Raw genomic sequence first — 19,624 nt, forward strand, 5'->3', positions numbered from 1 at the left:
CGCGCGGGCTCCTCAGCTGCGGCCGAGCACGCGGGCGAGGACGTCGTCCGCCTCGTCGTCCTCCCGGTAGCGGCGGCGACGGCGGCCTCCGGACGAGGGACTCACCCCGCTCTCCGCGAGGATCTCCGCCAGCCGCCCGGACCCTGCCGGCCCCTCCGGCTCGGCGGGGCCCGCCCCCGGCACCGGCGGGCGCTCCCGCTGGGCCACCGGCCGCTCCACGGTCAGCTGCCCGGCGGCGACCGGAGCGGGCTCGACCGCGGCGGGGCCGTCGGTGCGGCGCCGGCGCGGTTCGGAGACGGCCGGGCCGGGCTCCGGGTCGAGGCGCGCGTGCCGGGCGCGGCGCGCCTCGCTCGCCTCCTCGGGCTCCACGAGGGACCGCTCGGTCAGCCAGTCCAGCGGCGGCGGGGGCGGGGTGGCGGCGAACGCGGCGGTGACCTCGGGCGCGGGGACCGGCTGCTCGACTCGGGCTTCCTCCAGCTGCCGCGTCGGCGCCGCGGGCTCCGCGGCCCAGGTCATGTCCCCGTCCACCGCCGCGTCGATGGTCCGGCTGTCGAGGGACTCCACCGTCGCTGGGCCGGTCCGGATCGTCTGGGTGCGGAGCATGATCCGCTCGATGAGCATCTCCCCGGACAGCTGCTCGGTCAGCTTCCCCAGGTCGGCCCGCAGGTCCGCCAGCTGGGCCAGGCCCACCCGAAGCTCCGCGAGCTGGGCGACGTCCCGCCGCAGCTCACCGACCTGGGCCAGCTCACCCCGCAGCTCACCGACCTGCGCCATGTCCCGGCGCAGCTCCGCGACCTGCGCCATGTCCCGGCGCAGCTCCGCGACCTGCGCCAGCTCGCCCCGCAGCGCGTCCAGCTCGGCGCGCATCGACTCCTCGGCCTCGTGCCGCAGGTCCTTCTCCAGGCGCAGCTCGTACTCCTGGCGGGCGGCCGCCTCCCGCTCCAGCTCGAGCTCGTAGGCCAGCCGCAGCTCGGCCTCGCGCGCGGCGGCCTCCCCCGTGGCAGGTCCGTGCGTCCCCGCGCCCCGGCGGGCCGAGACCAGCGCCGCCAGCACGAAGGCCCAGGCGGCGGCGACCACCGCCAGCCGGAGCAGCTGCGGGTTGTCGGTGAGGAATACCACCGCGGTCGCCGCGACGGCCAGCACGAAACCGGCCACCAGACCGACCGTGCGCAGCGTCGGGGACGTCCGTGCGGCGGCCCGGGACCGGATCCTCGAACGCCCAGCGAACGCGTCGTCCCGGTCCCCCCGCATGCCGACCAGGGTAACGGTGGGACACCGTGTGATCACGTCCCGGATCGGCGAGACGCTCCCCACGCGAGGGCCCGGAGGGCCCCCGGATCAGCCCTGCGCCAGCGCCCCGTCGGAGCTGAACACCAGGCCGATGGAGACCTCGCCCTGCTGCAGGGCGGCCTTGGTCAGCGGGCCACCGGCGTCGAAGTCGCGGAACTCGGCGAAGGTCAGCCCGTAGGTCTCCTCCAGGCCCGGCTGGCAGAACGGCCGCTCCGGGCACTCGGCCGGCCCGCCGAGCACCAGCGAACCGTCGCCGCAGGCGTCGGCCAGCTCCGAGAGGGTCGAGACCCCCAGCTGGTCGGCGAACTCCCGGGTGACGGCGAAGGCGTTCTGGTCGGCGGCCTGCGACGGCTCACCGAAGACCAGCCCGACCTGCTCGGCCAGCGGCTGCAGTGCGCTCACCGTCTCCTGCGGGTCCCCGCTGGCGACCGGCTCGGCGTCGGCGCCGTTGACCTGCCGGTTGAGGAACTCGGTGACGGTGGACAGGTACTCCGGGAAGACCTGGATCTCCGAGCCGGAGATCAGCGCCGGCAGGTACAGCTCGCGGTTGCCGACCTCGCGCACCGAGGCGTCGAACCCGGCGGCGGTGAGGACGTCGGCGTAGACGTTGGCCAGCACCGTCGACTCGGTGAAGTTCGCACCGCCGACGGCGATGGCGCCGCTGCCCTGCTCCAGCGCGGCGGCGTCGACGTTGTCCTGCACCCAGGCGGCCGCGACGTCCTCGGCGCTCTGCCGGTCGATGTCCACCGCGGCGTTGAGCTCGATGAGCTGGTCGGTGGTCAGGGCCTCCGACACGGCGTTCATCGCCGGCAGCAGCGCCGGGTTGGCCGATGCGGCGGCCGTGTTGACCGCCGGGACGACGTTGTCGGCGTTCTGCAGCTGCCGGTCGTCCTCCAGGACGACCAGCTGGTCCCCGGCCACGGGGGCGCAGGCGTCACCGGACGCGTTCGCCCCGCCGGTCTCGCCGCCGCCGGTGCCTGATGATCCCGATTCGCCACAGGCCGTCGCGGTGAGCAGCACCGCGGCCAGCGCGAGAGGAGGAACGATCCGGGAACGCTTGCGCATCTGGCCCGCCTTCTGTGTCCCGTGCGGCCGTGCGGCCGCGACGCGTGTCTGGCGGGAGGACCCCGCGCCGGACATGCAACCCGCCGTCGGCGGCCGATGCCAACCCAGGGGGCCCAGTGTTGCCCGGTTGTTACGCACGGCCCCTCTGCAGGGTCCCGCCGCGAGCCTGCGAGCGGTGGGGGGCAGAGGGGTCCTTCATCACAGCGGGATTCCCGCCGCAGCGGGCTCCGGCTGCCCCGCGGCGGTGCCGCGGTGGACGCGGGCGAACGGCAGCCGCCGCGGCCCGGGCGTGACCGCCCACGACAGGGTGACGAGGACCAGCTCGGTGAGCAGCGCCAGCGCGGCCACGATCAGCGCCCCGGCGAGGATCTGGCCGAGATCCTGCTGGCCGAAACCGAGGTTGATGATCCGGCCGAGCCCGCCACCGCCCACGAGCGCGGCCAGGGTCGCGGTGGCGACCACCTGCACCCCCGCCGTCCGGACGCCGGTCATGACCAGCGGCAGGGCCAGCGGGAACTCCACCCGGGCGAGCAGCTGGCCGTGGCTCATCCCCATCGCCCGGGCCGCCTCCCGGACGTCGCGGTCGACCTCGCGGAAGCCGACGAAGGTGTTGGTGAGCATCGGCGGGAAGGCGAAGACGGCGAGCGCGAGGACGGTGGCGGTGTCGCTGAAGCCGATCGGCGTCACCGCGAAGACGGTGAGCAGGGCCAGGGTCGGCACGGCCCGGCTGACGTTGGAGAGGACCACGATCGCGCCGGCGCCCCGGGTGCTGCGGCCGAGCAGGACCCCGCCGGGGATCGCGAGGACGGCGGCGAGCAGGACGGCCGCGGCGGAGATCGCCAGGTGCTCGAGGAGCAGGTCGAGGATCCCCCCCGACCGGGTCCAGTTGAACGGGTCGTTGAGGTAGCGGAGAGCGTCGCCGAACGCGGTCACGTCCGGACCGCCCTCGTCCACGGGGTGAGCAGCCGCTCGAGGCCGGCGAGCAGCACGTCGGCGACCAGGGCCAGCAGCACGCAGCCGACCGCGCCGGTGACGATCTCGGCCCGGTAGAAGTTCGAGTTGAAGCCGCCGACGATCAGCTGCCCGAGACCGCCGTTGCCGGTGATGACACCGACGGTGACGAGGGCGACGGTCGACACCGTGGCGATGCGCAACCCGGCCATGAACGTCGGCAGGGCCAGCGGCAGGTCGACCCGCAGGAACAGCCGGGCCGGCCCGTACCCCATCCCGCGGGCCGCCTCCCGGACGTCGGCCGGGACACCCTGCAGGCCGGCGAGGAAGTTCCGCACCAGGATCACCAGGGTGTAGAGGGTCAGCCCGACGAGCACGGTGGTCGCCGACAGCGGGCCGGTGAAGGGCGCCAGGAAGGCGAACATCGCCAGCGACGGGATCGTGTAGACCACCGAGGACAGGCCCAGGACCGACCCGGACAGCCACCGCCCGCGCCGCGCCAGCAGGGCCAGCGGGAGCGCGATCAGCGCCCCGAGCGCGACGGCTGCCACGGTCAGCCGGATGTGCTGGCCCAGGTAGCCCACAATGGTGTCCCAGTTGCCGGTCACGTACGACGGGTCGAACCAGGGGTTCGGCGCCTCGTCCGCCGCGAGCAACCCGGTTCCCGGGGTGCCCGCCGCGCCCGCGAGCGGGTGCACACCCAGGAAGGCCACGTCGTGGACGCTACTGCTGCCGCCCCCTCCCTGCGCGACCCGGACCCGGTCGCCGACCCGTCCGGCGCCGCGCAGGAGATCCGCCTGGAGGGGGTCGGCAAGGTCTACCCCGACGGCACGGTCGGCGTGGCGGAGCTGGACCTCACCTTCGCCGCCGGGGAGCTGTCGGTACTCGTGGGCCCGTCGGGGTGCGGCAAGACGACGACGATGAAGATGATCAACCGGATCATCGAGCCGACCACCGGGCGCATCCTGCTCGGCGGCGAGGACGTCACCCGGGTGGACGCCGACCGGCTGCGCCGCCGCATCGGCTACGTCATCCAGAGCGTCGGCCTCTTCCCCCACCAGACCGTGCGGGCCAACGTGGCCACCGTGCCGCGCCTGCTGGGCTGGGATCGGAAGCGCACCCGGGCCCGCGTCGACGAGCTGCTGTCCACGGTGGGCCTGGACCCGGCCGTCCACGGCGACCGCTACCCCGCCCAGCTCTCCGGCGGTCAGCGGCAGCGCGCCGGGGTGGCCCGCGCCCTCGCGGCCGATCCCGCCGTCCTGCTCATGGACGAGCCGTTCTCCGCGGTGGACCCGGTGGTGCGCGAGCGGCTGCAGTCGGAGTTTCTCCGGCTGCAGGAGACGGTGCGCAAGACCATCGTGTTCGTCACCCACGACATCGAGGAGGCGGTGCGGCTCGGCGACCGGATCGCGGTCATGAGCACCGGGGGCCGGGTCGAGCAGTTCGCCCCGCCCGCCGAGCTGCTGGGCCGGCCCGCCAACGCCGTCGTGGCCGACTTCGTCGGCGCCGACCGCGGCCTCAAGCGGCTCGCGGTCACCCCCATCGACACCGCCGACCTCGAGCAGCCTCCGGTCGTCGGACCCGCCGACGGCCTGGCCGATGCCGGCGCGATGCTCGACCGGTCCGGCGCCGGGTGGGCGCTCGTGCTGGGCGAGGACGGGCGGCCGGTCGGCTGGCTGCCCGCCGACCGGGCCACCGGCCCGGGCACGGTGGGCTCCGCTCTCGAACGGGCCGACGCGGTCGCGCCGGTGCACGCCTCGCTCCGGACGGCCTTCGCCACGATGCTGCAGCAGGACGCCGGCTGGGTGGCCGTCCTCGACGGGGACCGCTACCTGGGGGTGCTCACCCCGGCGTCGCTGCACGCGGCCCTGCGCCGGTCGGTGAAGGGATGACGGTCTGCCCGAGCGACCGCCACGGCGTGGACCGCTCGCGGCGGCCGGAGGCCTCCGGCGGGGCGTGGGCAGCGGCTCAACGCGTCAGGGGGACGGCTCCTGGTCGCGGTGTCGTCCGGAGGACGACGAGGGATCAGGCGGCACCCGGCAGACCGACTCCAGCCACAGGGCGGCACCGAGCAACCCGGCCGCGCAGACGATCCCCACGATCGCGGTGACGGTGTCGCCGCCGGCTGCCTGCAGCCGGGTGACCGCCGGCGCCACGTGCGCCAGCACGCCCACCCAGATCCCCACGAACGCCGCCCCCACGTAGGCGCTGGCCTGGGCGAGCACCGCCAGCCGGGCCACCAGCATCGGCTCGACCGGACGGACGGGAGCATCGGGGCGCTCGGCGAGGGGGCGCCGGTCCCGCTGAGCGGCCAGGCGGGCGCGCAGCGTGCGGGCGCCGAGCGCCTCGGCGACGGCGAGCGCGCCCAGCGGCAGCGGCAGCCACCAGCGCAGCGCCGGCAGCGAGCCGTAGGTGGACCGCACGACCAGCCAGGCCGCCACCGCCAGGCCGGCGGCGAGGACGGCGAGGTCCCGCCGGCTCACCGGGTTCAATGCAGGTGCTCCCAGCGGACCACGGCCGCGACGTCCTCGGGCGGCAGCCCGGCCAGCAGGTCGCTCACCCGCCCGCGCCCGGGCAGCACGGCCGTCGGGTCGAGGATCGCCCACGGCACGAGGACGAAGGCCCGCTCGTGCGCGCGCGGGTGCGGCAACGTGAGCGTGGGGTCGTCGGAGAGCACCGGCCGGCCGTCGTCCCCGGTGACCGTGACGACGTCCACGTCCAGGGTGCGCGCCCCCCAGCGCACCTCCCGGGTGCGCCCGGCCGCCTGCTCCAGCTCGTTGGCCCGCGCCAGCCAGCCCGCGGCGTCCCTCGGCCCTCGGACCACCACGACCGCGTTCAGGTAGGGCGGCTGCTCGACCGGCCCCCACGGCGGGGTCTCGTAGAGCGTGGAGCGGGCCACCAGCACGCCGTCGTCCCGCAGTGCGGCCATCGCGGCACGCAGCGCGCCGGCCCGATCGCCCAGGTTGGCGCCCAGCGACAGGACCGCGCGGGTCACAAGCGGCCTTTTCGTCATTCGCTCGTCGGCCCGCTCCCGGGGTCCTGCGTCCGCCGGATGCTGACCTCGACGTCGTCGAACGGGACCCCCAGCTCGGCCTGCGGCTTGTGCACGGTGATCTCCACGGCGTCGACCAGCGGGTCGGCCAGGCAGACCTCGGCCAGCCGCTGGGCGAGGGTCTCGAGCAGGTCGACCGGATCCCCGGTGAGGACGGCGTGCAGCCGCTGGGCCAGCTCGGCGTAGTTGACCGTCTTGGCCAGGTCGTCGGAGGCGGCGGCCGGCGCCGTGTCCACCTCGAGGACGGCGTCGACGCGGAAGGTCTGCCCGCGCTCGCGCTCCCAGTCGTAGACCCCGTGGTGAGCGTGCGCAGAGATGCCCCGGACGGCGATGCGGTCAGGCACGGCAGCTCCCCTCGCGGCGGGCCGCCTGCACGGCGGCGACGGTCCGGACGGCGTCGGCCGAGGCGGCCGCGTCGTGCACCCGCACGCCCCAGGCGCCCGCCTCGGCGGCCAGCACGGTGGTGGCCAGGGTGGCCGCGTCGCGCTGCTCGGCCGGGCGGACGGTGCCCTCGGCGTCGGCGAGCAGCCGGCCGAGGAAGGACTTGCGGGACGCCCCGACCAGCACCGGCAGGCCGAGCCCGACGATCCGGTCCAGGCCGGCGAGCAGCCGCCAGTTGTGCTCGCCCCGCTTGGCGAAGCCGAGGCCGGGGTCGAGCACCAGCTGCTCGGGCGCCACCCCTGCGGCGACGACGTCCTCCACGCGGGCGGTCAGCTCCGCGCAGACCTCGGTGACGACGTCGCCGTAGCGGGCGGCCGCGTACATCTCCCGGCTGTGCCCCCGCCAGTGCATCAGCACCCAGGGCACGCCGGCGTCGGCGACCAGCCGGGCCATCCGCTGGTCGGCGAGCCCGCCGCTGACGTCGTTGACCAGGCCGGCCCCGGCGTGCAGCGCGGCCTCGGCGACCTCGGCCCGCGTGGTGTCGACGCTGACCCGCGCCCCCGCGGCGACCAGCTCCCGGATCACCGGCAGCACGCGGCGGCACTCCTCGGCGGCGTCCACCCGGTCCGCCCCGGGCCGGGTGGACTCCCCACCGACGTCGACGTAGTCCGCGCCGGCGGCGTGCATCGCCAGCCCGTGCGCGATCGCGGTGCCGGCGTCGGCGAAGCAGCCGCCGTCGGAGAAGGAGTCGGGCGTGACGTTGAGGACACCCATGACGACGCAGCGCCCGGGTCGCGGGAGCGCGAGCGCGGGGGCGGCGCTCACCGGCCCAGGACGAGGCTCATCGCCTCGGCCCTCGTGGCCTGGCTGTCGCGGAAGATGCCGCGCACGGCGGAGGTGACCGTGGTGGAGCCGGGCTTGCGGATGCCGCGCATCGCCATGCACAGGTGCTCGGCCTCGATGACCACCAGCACCCCGCGCGGCTTGAGCACGTCGGCCAGCGCGTCGGCGATCTGGCTGGTCATCCGCTCCTGCACCTGTGGGCGCCGGGCGTAGACCTCCACCAGCCGGGCCAGCTTCGACAGCCCGGTCACCCGGCCGTCCTCGCCCGGGATGTAGCCCACGTGCGCCACCCCGTGGAAGGGCACCAGGTGGTGCTCGCAGGTCGAGTACATCGGGATGTCCTTGACCAGCACCATCTCGTCGTGGTCCTCGTCGAACGTCGTCGCCAGCACCTCCGCGGGGTCCTGCCACAACCCGGCGAAGCTCTCCGCGTAGGCGCGGGCCACCCGCGCCGGGGTGTCCTGCAGGCCCGGCCGGTCCGGGTCCTCCCCCACCGCCAGCAGCAGCTCCCGGACCGCCGCGGCCGCGCGCTCCTCGTCGACGCCGGGGCGCGGCCGCGACGCCGGCTGCTCCTCGTCCGGCTCAGCCGGCACCTCGGTCACCGCGGCGCGGGTGCCCCGACGTCACCCACCGGGTTGCGCCCCTCACCGAGGGGGCTGGCACCCCCGTTCTGCGCGGCCTTCTCCGCCGGGGTGAGCACCGGCGGCTGGTCGGACGGGGTCCGCTTGCCGAAGCCGTTGTAGGGCGCCAGCGACGGCCGCTTGGTGACCGGGGTGCAGATGCGCGCCATGTCCTCCTTGGAGAGGGTCTCCTTCTCCATCAGCTCGAGGACGAGCTGGTCGAGCACCCCGCGGTACTCGACGAGGATCTCCCACGCCTCGTCGTGCGCGGCCTCGATCAGCGCCCGGATCTCGGCGTCGATGTCGGCGGCGACGGCCTGGGAGTAGTCCGGATGCGTGCGCATGTCCCGGCCCAGGAACGGCTCGGCCTCGTTGGTGCCGTACTTCACCGCCCCGAGCTTGGCGCTCATGCCGTACTGGGTGACCATCGCCCGGGCCATCGCGGTGGCCTTCTCGATGTCGTTGCCGGCACCGGTGGTCGGCTCGTGGAAGACCAGCTCCTCCGCCGCCCGGCCGCCGAGGGCGTAGGCGAGGGTGTCGATCATCTCCGAGCGGGTCTGGGTGTACTTGTCCTCGGTCGGCAGGACCAGCGTGTGCCCGAGCGAGCGGCCGCGCGGCAGGATCGTCACCTTGTGCACCGGGTCCAGGTTGGGCAGTGCGTGCGCCACCAGGGCGTGCCCGCCCTCGTGGTAGGCGGTGACCTTCTTCTCCTTGTCGCTCATCGCCCGGGTCTTGCGCTCGGGGCCGGCGATGACGCGGTCGATCGCCTCCTCCAGCGTGTCGTCGGTGATCAGCGAGCCGTTGTTGCGGGCCGTGAGCAGCGCACCCTCGTTGAGCACGTTGGCCAGATCGGCGCCGGTGAACCCGGGCGTCCGGCGGGCCACGGTCTCCAGGTCGACGTCCGGCGCGAGCGGCTTGCCCTTGGCGTGCACGGCCAGGATGGCCTTGCGGCCCTCGAGGTCGGGGCGGTCGACGGCGATCTGCCGGTCGAAGCGGCCCGGGCGCAGCAGCGCCGGGTCGAGGATGTCCGGCCGGTTGGTGGCGGCGATCATGATCACGCCGCCCTTGACGTCGAAGCCGTCCATCTCGACGAGCATCTGGTTGAGGGTCTGCTCGCGCTCGTCGTGCCCGCCGCCCATGCCGGCGCCGCGGTGGCGGCCGACGGCGTCGATCTCGTCGACGAAGATGATCGCCGGGGCGTTCTGCTTGGCCTGCTCGAACAGGTCGCGCACCCGGCTGGCCCCGACGCCGACGAACATCTCGACGAAGTCCGAGCCGGAGATCGAGAAGAACGGCACCCCGGCCTCGCCGGCGACGGCGCGGGCGAGCAGGGTCTTGCCGGTGCCGGGCGGGCCGAACAGCAGCACGCCCTTGGGGATCTTCGCCCCGACCGCCTGGAACTTCACCGGGTTGGCGAGGAAGTCCTTGATCTCCTGCAGTTCCTCGATCGCCTCGTCGGCGCCGGCGACGTCGGCGAACGTCGTCTTCGGGGTGTCCTTGCTGACCAGCTTGGCCTTGGACTTGCCGAAGGCCATGACGCCGCGGCCGCCGCCCTGCATGGAGTTGAACAGCCAGAACAGCAGCAGCAGCAGGAGCAGGAACGGCACGAAGCTGATCAGGATGCTGACCAGCACGCTGTCCTGCGTGACGTTGGTGTTGAAGTCGACCCCGTCGCCGCCCCCGAGCCCGGAGACGAGATCGAAGATGTCGTCGGAGGCACCCTGCGGATAGGAGGCGGTGACCTTGTCACTGCCCTCGACCGCGTTGCGCAGGTCGAGGTCGAGGGTCTGCTCCTTGTCGTTGATCGTGACCGACCGGGCGTTCCCGTTGGTGATCTGCTCGATCGCGGTCGCGGTGGAGACCTCCTGGTACCCACCGTTGCCGCGGAACATCGACGAGAACGCCAGCGCCAGGAGGACGACGAGGACGACCCAGAACCACACGGAGCGGAAGATCTTCTTACGTTCCATACACCGATGCCGGGCGGTCGGGGTGCCCGACCTGGCCCGTCGACCCTCCTGATCGTCCGGGGGACGCTCCCAGCGGCCCGGGAACCCCGGCGCTCGGTGCAGCGTCGTTGCGATCGACGGTACACCGGGGAGCCTGTGCAACAGCTGTGCTCGAACCGGGAATGCCCTGCAGCACACCACCGGGTGGCCCGGTCACGGGGCCGGAGGCTTCCCGACCGGGCCGGCAGCTACGACGAGTAGACCTCGGGCTTGAGCGTCGCGATGTAGGGCAGGTCGCGGTAGCGCTCGGCGTAGTCCAGCCCGTAGCCGACGACGAACTCGTTGGGGATGTCGAACCCGATGTAGCGGACGGGCACGTCCACCTTGACCGCGTCGGGCTTGCGCAGCAGGGCGCAGACCTCCAGCGAGGCCGGACGCCGGCCCCCGAGGTTCTTGAGCAGCCAGGACAGGGTCAGCCCCGAGTCGATGATGTCCTCGATCACCAGGACGTGCCGGTCGCTGATGTCGCGGTCGAGGTCCTTGAGGATCCGCACGATCCCGGAGGAGCTGGTGGCCGACCCGTAGGAGGAGACGGCCATGAACTCCATCTGGGTGGGCAGCTGCAGCGCCCGGGCGAAGTCGCTCATGAACAGCACCGCGCCCTTGAGGACGCCGACGAGGAGGACCTCCTTGCCCGCGTAGTCCTCGGCGATCCGCGCAGCCAGTTCGGCGATCTTCTCCTGGATCTGCTTCTCGCTCAGGAGCACGTGGTCGATGTCGGGGCCGTAGCCGTGGTGGTTGCCCAGCTCTGCGGTGCTGGCCTGCTCACTCACGTGTCGCGCTCCTCGGGAGATGCGTGTTCAGGGGCCCCGCGCGCATCCGGGGGCAGGAACACGAGCCTGCCAGACGCCCGGACGACGCCCGCACCGCCGGGTAGGTCGACCCGGCCCTGCCCGCGCCAGTGGGTGAGGAGGGCATCGACGGCGGCCAGGTGGACCGCCTGCAGGTCCGGGACGCCGGCGCCGCGCAGCCAGCTGCGCAGCACCCGGCGGCGCACCGCGGGGGCCAGCGCGGCCAGCGGGCCGGCGAGCAGCCCGTCGGCACCGGCCAGCCGGCCGAGCTCGGCGGCGGCCAGGTCGTCGAGGGCGTCGAGGTCCTCCCGCAGCATCGCGGCGGTGCGGGCCAGGGCCGGGGCGACCCCGCCCCCGAGGATCTCCTCCAGCAGGGGCAGCGCCTCGCTGCGCAGCCGCACCCGCGTGTAGGCGGGATCGGCGTTCCAGGGGTCCTCCCACACCGGCAGCCCCTGGGCGGCGCAGGCCGCGCGGGTGGTCTCCCGCCGGACGCCGAGCAGCGGGCGCCACCAGGTCACTCCCCCGGCGGCTCGGGTCTCGACCATCCCGGCGACGCTGCGCGGCCCCGAACCGCGCCCGAGGCCGAGCAGCACGGTCTCGGCCTGGTCGTCCAGGGTGTGCCCGAGGGCGATGCGGGCACCGCCCTCCCCGCCCGCCGCCGCGAGCGCGGCGTACCGGGCGGTGCGGGCGGCGGCCTCGGGTCCGCCGTCGGTACCCACCTGCACCGGCAGGACGCGGACCGGGGCGAGCCCGAGACCGGCCAGCAGGTCGGCGGTGGTCCGGGCCCGCTCGGCCGAGCCCGGCTGCAGGCCGTGGTCGACGGTCACCGCGCCGGCCCGGACGCCGGCCCGCGGCGCCTCGAAGGCGACCGCGGCGGCCAGGGCGAGGGAGTCCGCTCCCCCGCTGACCGCGACGAGCACCGGTGCGGGCGAGGACTGCAGGCCGGGGCGCACCGCGTTGCGAACGCGGGCCACCGCGGGCGCGGGCCCGCTCATCGGCCCGGTCTCAGGCGGGGATGGCGGGGCGGCCGTGCACCCGCTCCACCCAGCGGTCGGGATCGGTGAGCTCCTCGATGCGCGGCAGCGTCTCGGGCCCGGACCAGACCCGGTTGAAGCCCTCCATGCCGACGCGGTCGACCACGCCGGCGACGAAGTGCCGGCCGTCGGCGTACTGCTTCATCTTCTGCTCCAGGCCCAGCAGCCGGCGCAGCACGCGGTCCAGCGGGCCGCGGCCCTTGCGCCGCTGGGCGAACCGCTTGCGCAGCGTCCGCACCGACGGGACGACGTCGGGGCCCACGCCGTCCATCACGAACTCGGCGTGCCCCTCCACCAGGCTCATCACGGCGGTGACCCGGTCGAGGACGGCGCGCTGGGCGGGGTCGCGGATGAGCGCCATCAGTCCGCCGTCGTCCCCTCCCTCGATCCCGCGGACCGCGTCGCCGAGGCTGCGCAGCACGTCGCGCAGCCGCTCGCGCAGCACGTCGGGGCTCAGGTCGGTGGCCTCGATGAACTCCCCGATCTGGGCCTCGAGGTGGTCGCGCAGCCACGGGACGGCGGTGAACTGCAACTGGTGGGTCACCTCGTGCAGGCACACCCAGAGCCGGAAGTCGCTGGGGTCGACACCGAGGCGGCGCTCGGCGTCGACGACGTTCGGGGCCACCAGCAGCAGCCGCCCGCCGGTGCCGAACACCTCGTACTGCCCGAGGACGCGGGAGGACAGGAACGCCAGGATCCCGCCGGCCTGCACCCCGGTGGCCCGCGAGCCGATGGCGGTGGCCAGCGGCCCGGGGCGGGCGTCCTGCTTCTCGGCCAGCGCGTCGACCAGCGGGTCGAGCAGCGCGGCCATCCCGGCGGTGTTCGCGTCCACCCAGCCGGGGCGGTCCACGACGGCGATCTCCGGCCTCGGGCCGTCGGGCCGCGCCCGCAGACCGGTCAGGCCCTCCACGTGCGCGACCGCGGTGGCGGCGGCCTCGTGCAGCTCGCGGACGACGGCGGCGGCCTCCTCCCGGGTGGTCTCCGGCCCCGGGCCGACCAGGCGGCGGGCGGTGCGTCCGGCGAGGTCCCAGTCGACCATCGAGGGGCTGCTGCTCATCTCCTCACGGTACGCGGAACGGGCGTTCGGCTGCCGTCCTCGGCGCCCGGTCAGCGGCAGCCGCAGCGGGCCAGCGCCGCGGCGACGTCGTCCAGCGCGGCCTCGGCGGCCGCCCGGTCTCCCGGCGCCTCGTCGGCGATCACGGCGAAGACCAGGAGCCGCCCGTCGGCGGTGACGACCGTGCCGGCCAGCGCGTGCACGCCCAGCAGCGTGCCGGTCTTGGCCCGCACCGCGCCCGGCGCGGTCGCCGGGTCCTCGTCACCCCGTTCGGCGAGGGTGCCGTCGTAGCCCGCCACGGGCAGGCCCGACAGCATCGCGGAGATCTCGGCCGGCGCACCGGTGGCGGCCCCGACGAGGACGTCGGCGAGCAGGGCCACGGGGATGCGGTCACGCAGGGACAGCCCGCTGCCGTCGGCGAGCTCGAGCCCCGCCGTGTCGAAGCCGGCCTCGGCGACCGCGCCGGTCACCGCCTCGGCCGCCCCCTCGAAGGTGGCCGGCAGATCGCGCGCCAGGGCCACGTGCCGGGCCAGCGCCTCGGCGAGCACGTTGTCCGACTGCGACACCGCCTGCTCGGCCAGCCGGGCGATCGGCGCGGACGCCACCGTGCCGAGCGCCCCGGCGCCCACCGGCGCGTCGCCGAGCGCCACGGTGGCCCCCGGGACCCCGAGGGCGTCGGCGAGCGCCATGCCCGCGTCCAGGCCCGGCTGGCCGCTGCGCGCGAGCCCACCGGGCTCCACCCGCGCACCGTCGACGGCCGCTGCGGTGATCGGCGCGGCGTAGCTGGAGGGGGCGTCGTCCGGGCCCCACCCGTCGGCGGTGAGCGGGCCGGAGAACAGCGAGTTGTCCACGACGACGCGGGTGACCTCGGTGCCCGCGGGCAGGGCCGCGCGCACCTGCTCGGCGAGATCGGCCATGGTCGCCGCGCCCGGGTAGGTCTGCGAGGGCGCGGTGCGCGACAGCGTGGGGTCCCCGCCGCCGACCAGCACCACCTCCCCGGGACCGGCACCGGCGACGACGGTCGTCTCCAGCGTCTCCTCCGGGCCGAGAGTGGTCAGCGCCGCGACGGCGGTGAGCAGCTTGGCGGTGGAGGCGGGCGTGGCCGGGTCGTCGCCGTCCCGGTCGAGCAGCAGCTCGCCGGTGGCGACGTCGACGACCTGCGCCGAGACGCCCCCGCCCAGCGCGGGAACGCTCAGCAGCGGGTCGAGCTCGGTCTGCAGCGCACGACCGGCGGGCACCGGGGCCTCGAGCGAGAGGCTCGCCAGCACCGGCTCGGCGCTGCCCAGCTCGGGCAGCGCCACCGCCGCGTCGTCGGCCCCCTGCAGCACCCCGCCGCCGCCCACGGGGCGGACGAGGAGATAGCCACCGAGGAGCGCCACCAGCAGGACGACGAGGCCGCCGAGGAGGAGGCGCCGACGGAACCGGGAGTACCTCGGCCTGACCGACGTCGACCCGCTCGACCCGATGGTGCCCACCCCCTGGAACGACCTCCGGCATCCGTCCGGGGCCCGGTGGGCCACACTACGACCCGTGCAGTTCGACGTGACGATCGAGATCCCGAAGGGCCAGCGGAACAAGTACGAGCTGGACCACGCCACCGGACGCATCCGCTTGGACCGGATGCTCTTCACCTCCACCCGCTATCCGGCGGACTACGGCTACATCGAGAACACCCTCGGCCAGGACGACGACCCGCTCGACGCCCTGGTCCTCCTGGAGGAGCCGACCTTCCCCGGCTGCCTCATCACCTGCCGCGCCATCGGCATGTTCCGGATGACCGACGAGAAGGGCGGCGACGACAAGGTCCTGTGCGTGCCCGCGACCGACCCGCGGATGGCCCACCTGACCGACATCGGCGACGTCTCGGAGTTCGACCGGCTGGAGATCCAGCACTTCTTCGAGACCTACAAGGACCTCGAGCCCGGCAAGTCGGTGGAAGGCGCCGAGTGGGTCGGCCGCGCGGAGGCCGAGGCGGAGATCAACGCCTCCCTGCAGCGCGCGCAGGACGCCGCGCCGCACCACTGACCCGGCCCTGGTCTTTCGTCGAGCGGCCGCCGAGCGCACGACGGACACGACGGCGGTGCACCCCTCACGGGGTGCACCGCCGTCGGCGTTCCTACCGCCGCGTGCCGTGCAGGACGACGGTGAGGAAGCCCAGCTCACCGCGGTAGCCGGCGAGCCACTGCCGACGGTGGGTGCGGGCGGCCTCCAGCGCCTGCGCGCGGTCGGCGTCGGTGGGCGCATCGGCGAGCGCCCAGCCGGTGAGCGCCCCGGTCCAGCACCACTCGTACTCGTCCCATTCGGCCAGGGTGCTGAGGTGGCCGTAGCCGGGCTCGTACCCCTGGCGGGCCGCCTCCGCCATCAGCCCGGGGAGATCGGGCAGCTCGCCGGGCTCGGCGCCGAGCCCGGCCAGGGCCTCCGGGCTGGGGCCGCGCTCCCAGAAACCGTCGCCGAACAGCACCCGCCCGTCCGGGCGCAGGTGGCCGCGCAGGGCGCTCAGCGTGCCGGCGGGCCCACCGAAGACGTGGCTCGCGCCCACGCACAGGACGACGTCGAACCGGCCGCTGTCGTGGGCCGCGGCGTCCCCCTCGACGAACTCGACCCGCCCGGCGAGCCCGCGCCGCTCCGCCCGCTCACGCGCCTCGGCCAGCGCGGGTGCCGACCTGTCGACACCGACGCCGGTCACGGTCGGGTGCACCTCCAGCAGCCGCAGCAGCCACTCGCCGAAGCCGCAGCCCAGGTCCAGGACCCGCCCGCCCTCCGGCGGCGCGAGCCGGTCGAGCAGGAGGCCGACGGCGCCGTCGGAGACGGGGGCGGCCACGGGGTGCCAGCGGTGCGCGACGGCGCTGGTCAGGGCTCTGTCCACCCGCACATCCTGCTGGGCGGCCGGGGTCGGGTGCACCTGGACAGGGTGCCGATGGCCCGCTGGGCGCTGCTGAGCCGCCTGTCGGAATCGAACCGACGACCTTCTCATTACGAGTGAGATGCTCTACCGACTGAGCTAAGGCGGCGGGCGTGCGGAGCACAGCCTACGTCACCGGCGAACCGCTGCCGCGACGGGCCGGAGTGTCAGGCCGGCAGCCGCAGCGCCACGGTGAGCGCCTCCACAGCGATCTGCGGCTTCACGTTCTGCTCCAGCGCCGTCCGGCAGGCCAGGACGGCGTCGATGCGGCGCAGCGCCCCCTCCGCCCCGATCCGGGCGGCGAGGTTCTCGGCGTCGGCGCGCCGGTCCGGGTGGGCCAGGGACGGCGCCTCCTCCCCGGCCTCGCGGGTTGCGGCGAGCACCAGCGCGTCCCGGTAGAGGGCGGCGAGGTCGACCAGCGCGCGGTCCAGGGAGTCCCGGCCCAGCCGGGTGGCGCGCGACTTCTGCCGCTTCTCCAGCTCCTTGAGCTGCCCGGCGCCCCGGCTCGCGGCAGCGACCCCCGGCCCTCGGGCACCGATGCCCAGGCTCTGCTTGACCGCCTCGGTCTCCGCGCCGTCGAGGGCGGCGCTCGCCCGGTCCGACTCCTCCTTCGCGGCGCCGACCAGGTCGTCGGCGGCGTTGAGGCAGGCGGCCAGCGAGACCAGCGACAGCGGGATGTCCAGGACCGCCTTGCGGGCCAGCCGGGCCTCCTCGTCGCGGGCCAGGTGCCGCGCCCGGCCGACATGCCCCCCGGCGGCCGCGGCCGACCACGCGGCCAGCGCCGGGTCGATCCCGTCCCGGCGGACCAACACCTCGGCCACGGCGTCCACCGGCGGGGTGCGCAGGCCGACCACCCGGCAGCGGGAGCGGATGGTCACCGGCACGTCGTCGGGGTGCAGGCTCGGCGCGCAGAGCAGGAACACCGTCCGCGCCGGAGGTTCCTCGAGCATCTTGAGGACGGTGTTGGACGCCTGCTCGGTCATCCGGTCGGCGTCCTCGACCAGCACCACCTGCCAACGGCCCTGGGACGGCGCCCGGCCCGCGATGCGCACCAGCTCGCGCACCTCGGCCACCCCGATGGACAGCCCCTCGGGGACGACGGTCTGCACGTCGGCGTGGGTGCCGGCGAGCACCGTGCGGCAGTCGTGGCAGGTGCCGTCGCCGCCCTCGGCGCACTGCAGCGCGGCGGCGAACGCGCGGGCGGCCACCGAGCGCCCGGAGCCGGGCGGGCCGGTGAACAGCCAGGCGTGGGTCATCGCGGTGGGGTCGGCCACCGCGGCGCGCAGCTCGGCGACGACCGCCGGCTGGCCGATCACCTGCGCCCAGACACCTTCGCCGCTCACGCGGGCACCCCCAGCAGCGCACCCACCCGGGCCCGCACGTCGGCGGCGAGCTCGTCGGCAGGCCGCGTGGCGTCGAGGACGAGGTAGCGGCCGGGCTCGGCGGCGGCCAGCGCCCGGAACGTCGTCCGCACGCGCTGGTGGAAGTCGAGCGACTCGGACTCCAGCCGGTCCGCGGCGGCCCGCCCGCGCGCCCGGGCGAGGCCGACCTCGGGGGGCAGGTCCAGCAGCACGGTGAGGTCGGGCCGCAGGCCCTCGGTGGCCCAGCGGGAGAGAGTGCGCACCTCCTCGAGGGAGAGCGTGCGGCCGGCGCCCTGGTAGGCCAGCGAGCTGTCGACGAACCGGTCGGTGATGACCACCTCACCGGCGGCGAGCGCCGGGCGCAGCACGGCGTGCGCGTGCTGGGCGCGGTCGGCGGCGTAGAGCAGCGCCTCGGCGCGCGGGGACAGGCCGGTGTGCGCGCGGTCGAGCACGATCGCGCGGATCGCGGCACCGGCGGGGGTGCCGCCCGGCTCGAACGTGGCGAGCGCCGGCCGGCCCTCGGCGGTCAGCCACTCCTGCAGCCGCCGCACCTGGGTGGACTTGCCCGCGCCCTCGCCGCCCTCGAAGGCGATGAACAGCCCGCGCAGGGGTTCGTCGTCGGACACGGGGATCGCGGGCTCCAGTCGGTCGGGATGGGCAGGTGGGCGGCCGCCACGCTACCGGTGGGCACCGACGGGCCCGGGCCTCCACGAGCCTAGGGTCGGAGCCATGACCGGCATCGGCACGTGGGACCCGGCCGGCTACCTCCGGTACGCCGGCGAGCGGACCCGGCCGTTCACCGACCTGCTGGCCCGGGTCGACGCCGCGGACCCCCGGGTGGTCGTCGACCTCGGCTGCGGGGAGGGCACGCTGACCGCCTCCCTCGCCGGCCGGTGGCCGGGCGCGCGGGTGACCGGCGTGGACTCCTCCCCGGAGATGCTCGCCGCCGCGGCGGCCCGCGTGGTGCCCGGCCGGGTGGAGTTCACCCTCGGGGACGTGCGCGACTGGCAGCCCCGGGAGCGGGTCGACGTCCTGGTCACCAACGCCGTCCTGCACTGGGTGCCCGGCCACGCCGACCTGCTGGTCCGGTGGGCCGGTCAGCTGGCCCCCGGTGGCTGGGTGGCCGTGCAGGTGCCGGGCAACTTCCGGGCGCCGAGCCACGTCCTGCTGGCCGAGCTGTGCCGCTCACCGCGCTGGGCACCGGTGCTGGCCGAGGTCGCACCGGCGGCGGACGCCGTGCTGGACCCGGCCGGCTATCTGGAGGTGCTCGCCGGCGAGGGGCTGGCCGTCGAGGCGTGGGAGACGACGTACCTGCACGCGCTGGCCGGGACCGATCCCGTGCTCGGCTGGGTGCGCAGCACGGCGCTGCGGCCGGTACTCGCCCGGCTCGGGGAGGAGGACACCGCCGAGCTGACGGCGGAGTACGCCGCGGCGTTGCGGCGGGCCTACCCGCCTCGCGCGGACGGCACGACGCTGCTGCCGTTCCGGCGGGTGTTCGCCGTCGGTCAGGCGCCGGGGACGAGCCGGTAGGCGTCGGTCCGGTAACGCAGCTCGACCAGGTCGCGACCGCGGGTGTCCGGGTGCGTCGCCAGCACCTCGCGGACGCCGCCGAGGAACTCCGCCCGGCGGGCGTCGTCCATCGTCGCGACGTAGCTGCGGGTGGCGATGCCGGCGACGACCTGCTCGGGGGCGACCCGCTGGACGACGGCGGAGCGGAACCGCTCGACCCGGGCGTCCAGCGCGCGGGCGAAGTCCTCGACGACCTGCTGGTCGGCCTCGTGGCCGCGAGCCGCGGCGGCGAGGACCGCATCGAGCGCGCCCACCCACGGCACCTGCTCGTCCCGGGTGTTCCAGACCAGGCCGACCACCCCGCCGGGCCGCAGCACGCGGCGCATCTCGCCGGCCGCCGGCTCCGGGGCGAACCAGTGCGCCGCCTGGCCCGCGACGACGGCGTCCACGCTGGCGTCCGGCAGCGGCACGGCCTCGGCGTCGCCGACGTGCGCCACCACCTGCGGGTGGCGGACGCGCAGCTCGGCGAGCATCCCCTCGGCCGGGTCGACAGCGACGACCTCGTGCCCGGCGGCGAGCAGCACACCGGTCAGCAGCCCGGTGCCGGCGCCCAGGTCGAGCACCCGCAGCGGCCGCTCGCCGAGCAGGAACGCCACCGCGTCGGCCGGGTAGTCCGGCCGCAGCGCGGCATAGCCGGCCGCGACGGAGCCGAAGGACAGCCGCCGCTCCCGCCACGCGGCCGGGTCGAGGTCCCTGGTCACC

21 protein-coding genes and 1 tRNA gene are annotated in these 19,624 nt (G+C 75.4%); 3 read left to right on the plus strand and 19 right to left on the minus strand.

Going from position 1 to position 19,624, the window contains the following annotated elements; translation table 11 throughout:
* Window positions 1-12: 12 nt before the first annotated feature.
* From BMZ50_RS08460 to BMZ50_RS08475, 4 genes are all read right to left on the minus strand, one after another.
* Complete coding sequence (locus BMZ50_RS08460) at window positions 13-1,155, minus strand: DUF6779 domain-containing protein (protein WP_143087125.1); 1,143 nt, start codon at window positions 1,153-1,155, stop codon at window positions 13-15.
* A gap of 183 nt (window positions 1,156-1,338) precedes the next feature.
* Window positions 1,339-2,355, minus strand: coding sequence for a glycine betaine ABC transporter substrate-binding protein (locus BMZ50_RS08465; RefSeq protein ID WP_091323136.1), 1,017 nt, complete (start codon window positions 2,353-2,355; stop codon window positions 1,339-1,341).
* A 198-nt stretch (window positions 2,356-2,553) separates the two neighbouring features.
* Window positions 2,554-3,288 carry an ABC transporter permease gene (locus BMZ50_RS08470; RefSeq protein ID WP_091323571.1) on the minus strand — a complete coding sequence of 245 codons (735 nt, stop codon included), beginning with the start codon at window positions 3,286-3,288 and terminating at the stop codon, window positions 2,554-2,556.
* Window positions 3,285-4,019, minus strand: coding sequence for an ABC transporter permease (locus BMZ50_RS08475; RefSeq protein ID WP_091323139.1), 735 nt, complete (start codon window positions 4,017-4,019; stop codon window positions 3,285-3,287). The genes BMZ50_RS08470 and BMZ50_RS08475 overlap by 4 nt, the downstream gene beginning before the upstream one ends.
* Window positions 4,020-4,022: 3 nt before the next feature.
* Here BMZ50_RS08475 and BMZ50_RS08480 point away from each other — a divergent pair, with 3 nt between their 5' ends.
* Window positions 4,023-5,198 (plus strand): ABC transporter ATP-binding protein, encoded by a 1,176-nt coding sequence (locus tag BMZ50_RS08480; RefSeq protein WP_091323140.1) that lies wholly within the window; start codon window positions 4,023-4,025, stop codon window positions 5,196-5,198.
* An 84-nt stretch (window positions 5,199-5,282) separates the two neighbouring features.
* Here BMZ50_RS08480 and BMZ50_RS08485 read toward each other — a convergent pair whose 3' ends face one another.
* The 10 genes from BMZ50_RS08485 to dacB all read right to left on the minus strand — a co-directional run bounded on the left by BMZ50_RS08485 (window position 5,283) and on the right by dacB (window position 14,469).
* Window positions 5,283-5,789 carry a DUF3180 domain-containing protein gene (locus BMZ50_RS08485; protein WP_245753468.1) on the minus strand — a complete coding sequence of 169 codons (507 nt, stop codon included), beginning with the start codon at window positions 5,787-5,789 and terminating at the stop codon, window positions 5,283-5,285.
* A 5-nt stretch (window positions 5,790-5,794) separates the two neighbouring features.
* The gene (gene folK / locus BMZ50_RS08490; RefSeq protein ID WP_091323145.1) at window positions 5,795-6,301 is read right to left on the minus strand and encodes a 2-amino-4-hydroxy-6-hydroxymethyldihydropteridine diphosphokinase; all 507 of its coding nucleotides are present in this window, start codon (window positions 6,299-6,301) and stop codon (window positions 5,795-5,797) included.
* A gap of 14 nt (window positions 6,302-6,315) precedes the next feature.
* Window positions 6,316-6,702, minus strand: coding sequence for a dihydroneopterin aldolase (folB, locus tag BMZ50_RS08495; protein ID WP_091323146.1), 387 nt, complete (start codon window positions 6,700-6,702; stop codon window positions 6,316-6,318).
* Window positions 6,695-7,564, minus strand: coding sequence for a dihydropteroate synthase (gene folP, locus BMZ50_RS08500; protein WP_245753470.1), 870 nt, complete (start codon window positions 7,562-7,564; stop codon window positions 6,695-6,697). The genes folB and folP overlap by 8 nt, the downstream gene beginning before the upstream one ends.
* Complete coding sequence (gene folE / locus BMZ50_RS08505) at window positions 7,561-8,184, minus strand: GTP cyclohydrolase I FolE (RefSeq protein ID WP_091323149.1); 624 nt, start codon at window positions 8,182-8,184, stop codon at window positions 7,561-7,563. The genes folP and folE overlap by 4 nt, the downstream gene beginning before the upstream one ends.
* Window positions 8,181-10,172, minus strand: coding sequence for an ATP-dependent zinc metalloprotease FtsH (ftsH, locus tag BMZ50_RS08510; protein WP_091323151.1), 1,992 nt, complete (start codon window positions 10,170-10,172; stop codon window positions 8,181-8,183). Before ftsH ends, folE begins: the two co-directional genes overlap by 4 nt.
* Before the next feature lie 227 nt (window positions 10,173-10,399).
* Window positions 10,400-10,984 carry a hypoxanthine phosphoribosyltransferase gene (gene hpt / locus BMZ50_RS08515; protein WP_177212712.1) on the minus strand — a complete coding sequence of 195 codons (585 nt, stop codon included), beginning with the start codon at window positions 10,982-10,984 and terminating at the stop codon, window positions 10,400-10,402.
* Window positions 10,981-11,997, minus strand: coding sequence for a tRNA lysidine(34) synthetase TilS (gene tilS / locus BMZ50_RS08520; RefSeq protein WP_091323154.1), 1,017 nt, complete (start codon window positions 11,995-11,997; stop codon window positions 10,981-10,983). The genes hpt and tilS overlap by 4 nt, the downstream gene beginning before the upstream one ends.
* Before the next feature lie 10 nt (window positions 11,998-12,007).
* Window positions 12,008-13,093, minus strand: a complete 1,086-nt coding sequence (locus tag BMZ50_RS08525) for a zinc-dependent metalloprotease (RefSeq protein ID WP_218146168.1) — start codon at window positions 13,091-13,093, stop codon at window positions 12,008-12,010.
* A gap of 50 nt (window positions 13,094-13,143) precedes the next feature.
* A complete protein-coding gene (dacB, locus tag BMZ50_RS08530; protein WP_245753472.1) occupies window positions 13,144-14,469 on the minus strand; it encodes a D-alanyl-D-alanine carboxypeptidase/D-alanyl-D-alanine endopeptidase in 1,326 nt (441 codons plus the stop codon).
* 151 nt (window positions 14,470-14,620) lie between these two features.
* Here dacB and BMZ50_RS08535 point away from each other — a divergent pair, with 151 nt between their 5' ends.
* Window positions 14,621-15,115, plus strand: coding sequence for an inorganic diphosphatase (locus BMZ50_RS08535; protein ID WP_091323160.1), 495 nt, complete (start codon window positions 14,621-14,623; stop codon window positions 15,113-15,115).
* A gap of 91 nt (window positions 15,116-15,206) precedes the next feature.
* Here BMZ50_RS08535 and BMZ50_RS08540 read toward each other — a convergent pair whose 3' ends face one another.
* From BMZ50_RS08540 to tmk, 4 genes are all read right to left on the minus strand, one after another.
* Window positions 15,207-15,956 (minus strand): SAM-dependent methyltransferase, encoded by a 750-nt coding sequence (locus tag BMZ50_RS08540; protein WP_091323162.1) that lies wholly within the window; start codon window positions 15,954-15,956, stop codon window positions 15,207-15,209.
* Between the two features lie 72 nt (window positions 15,957-16,028).
* A tRNA-Thr gene (locus tag BMZ50_RS08545) sits at window positions 16,029-16,101 on the minus strand.
* Between the two features lie 58 nt (window positions 16,102-16,159).
* Entirely contained in the window at window positions 16,160-17,335 is a 1,176-nt protein-coding gene (locus BMZ50_RS08550) for a DNA polymerase III subunit delta' (protein WP_091323164.1), read from the minus strand.
* Window positions 17,332-17,979: a dTMP kinase gene (gene tmk, locus BMZ50_RS08555; RefSeq protein WP_245753473.1), complete on the minus strand. Its 648-nt coding sequence runs from the start codon at window positions 17,977-17,979 to the stop codon at window positions 17,332-17,334. Before tmk ends, BMZ50_RS08550 begins: the two co-directional genes overlap by 4 nt.
* A 103-nt stretch (window positions 17,980-18,082) precedes the next feature.
* On the opposite strand from tmk, the gene BMZ50_RS08560 reads away from it, so the two are divergent.
* Complete coding sequence (locus BMZ50_RS08560) at window positions 18,083-18,883, plus strand: trans-aconitate 2-methyltransferase (RefSeq protein WP_091323168.1); 801 nt, start codon at window positions 18,083-18,085, stop codon at window positions 18,881-18,883.
* Here BMZ50_RS08560 and BMZ50_RS08565 read toward each other — a convergent pair.
* On the minus strand, window positions 18,859-19,623 hold the full coding sequence (locus BMZ50_RS08565; protein ID WP_091323170.1) for a class I SAM-dependent methyltransferase: 765 nt from the start codon (window positions 19,621-19,623) through the stop codon (window positions 18,859-18,861). The genes BMZ50_RS08560 and BMZ50_RS08565 overlap by 25 nt on opposite strands.
* Window position 19,624 lies beyond the last annotated feature (1 nt).

This window comes from Geodermatophilus ruber (assembly GCF_900114385.1).
In the GTDB taxonomy this organism is placed as follows: Bacteria; Actinomycetota; Actinomycetes; order Mycobacteriales; family Geodermatophilaceae; genus Geodermatophilus; species Geodermatophilus ruber.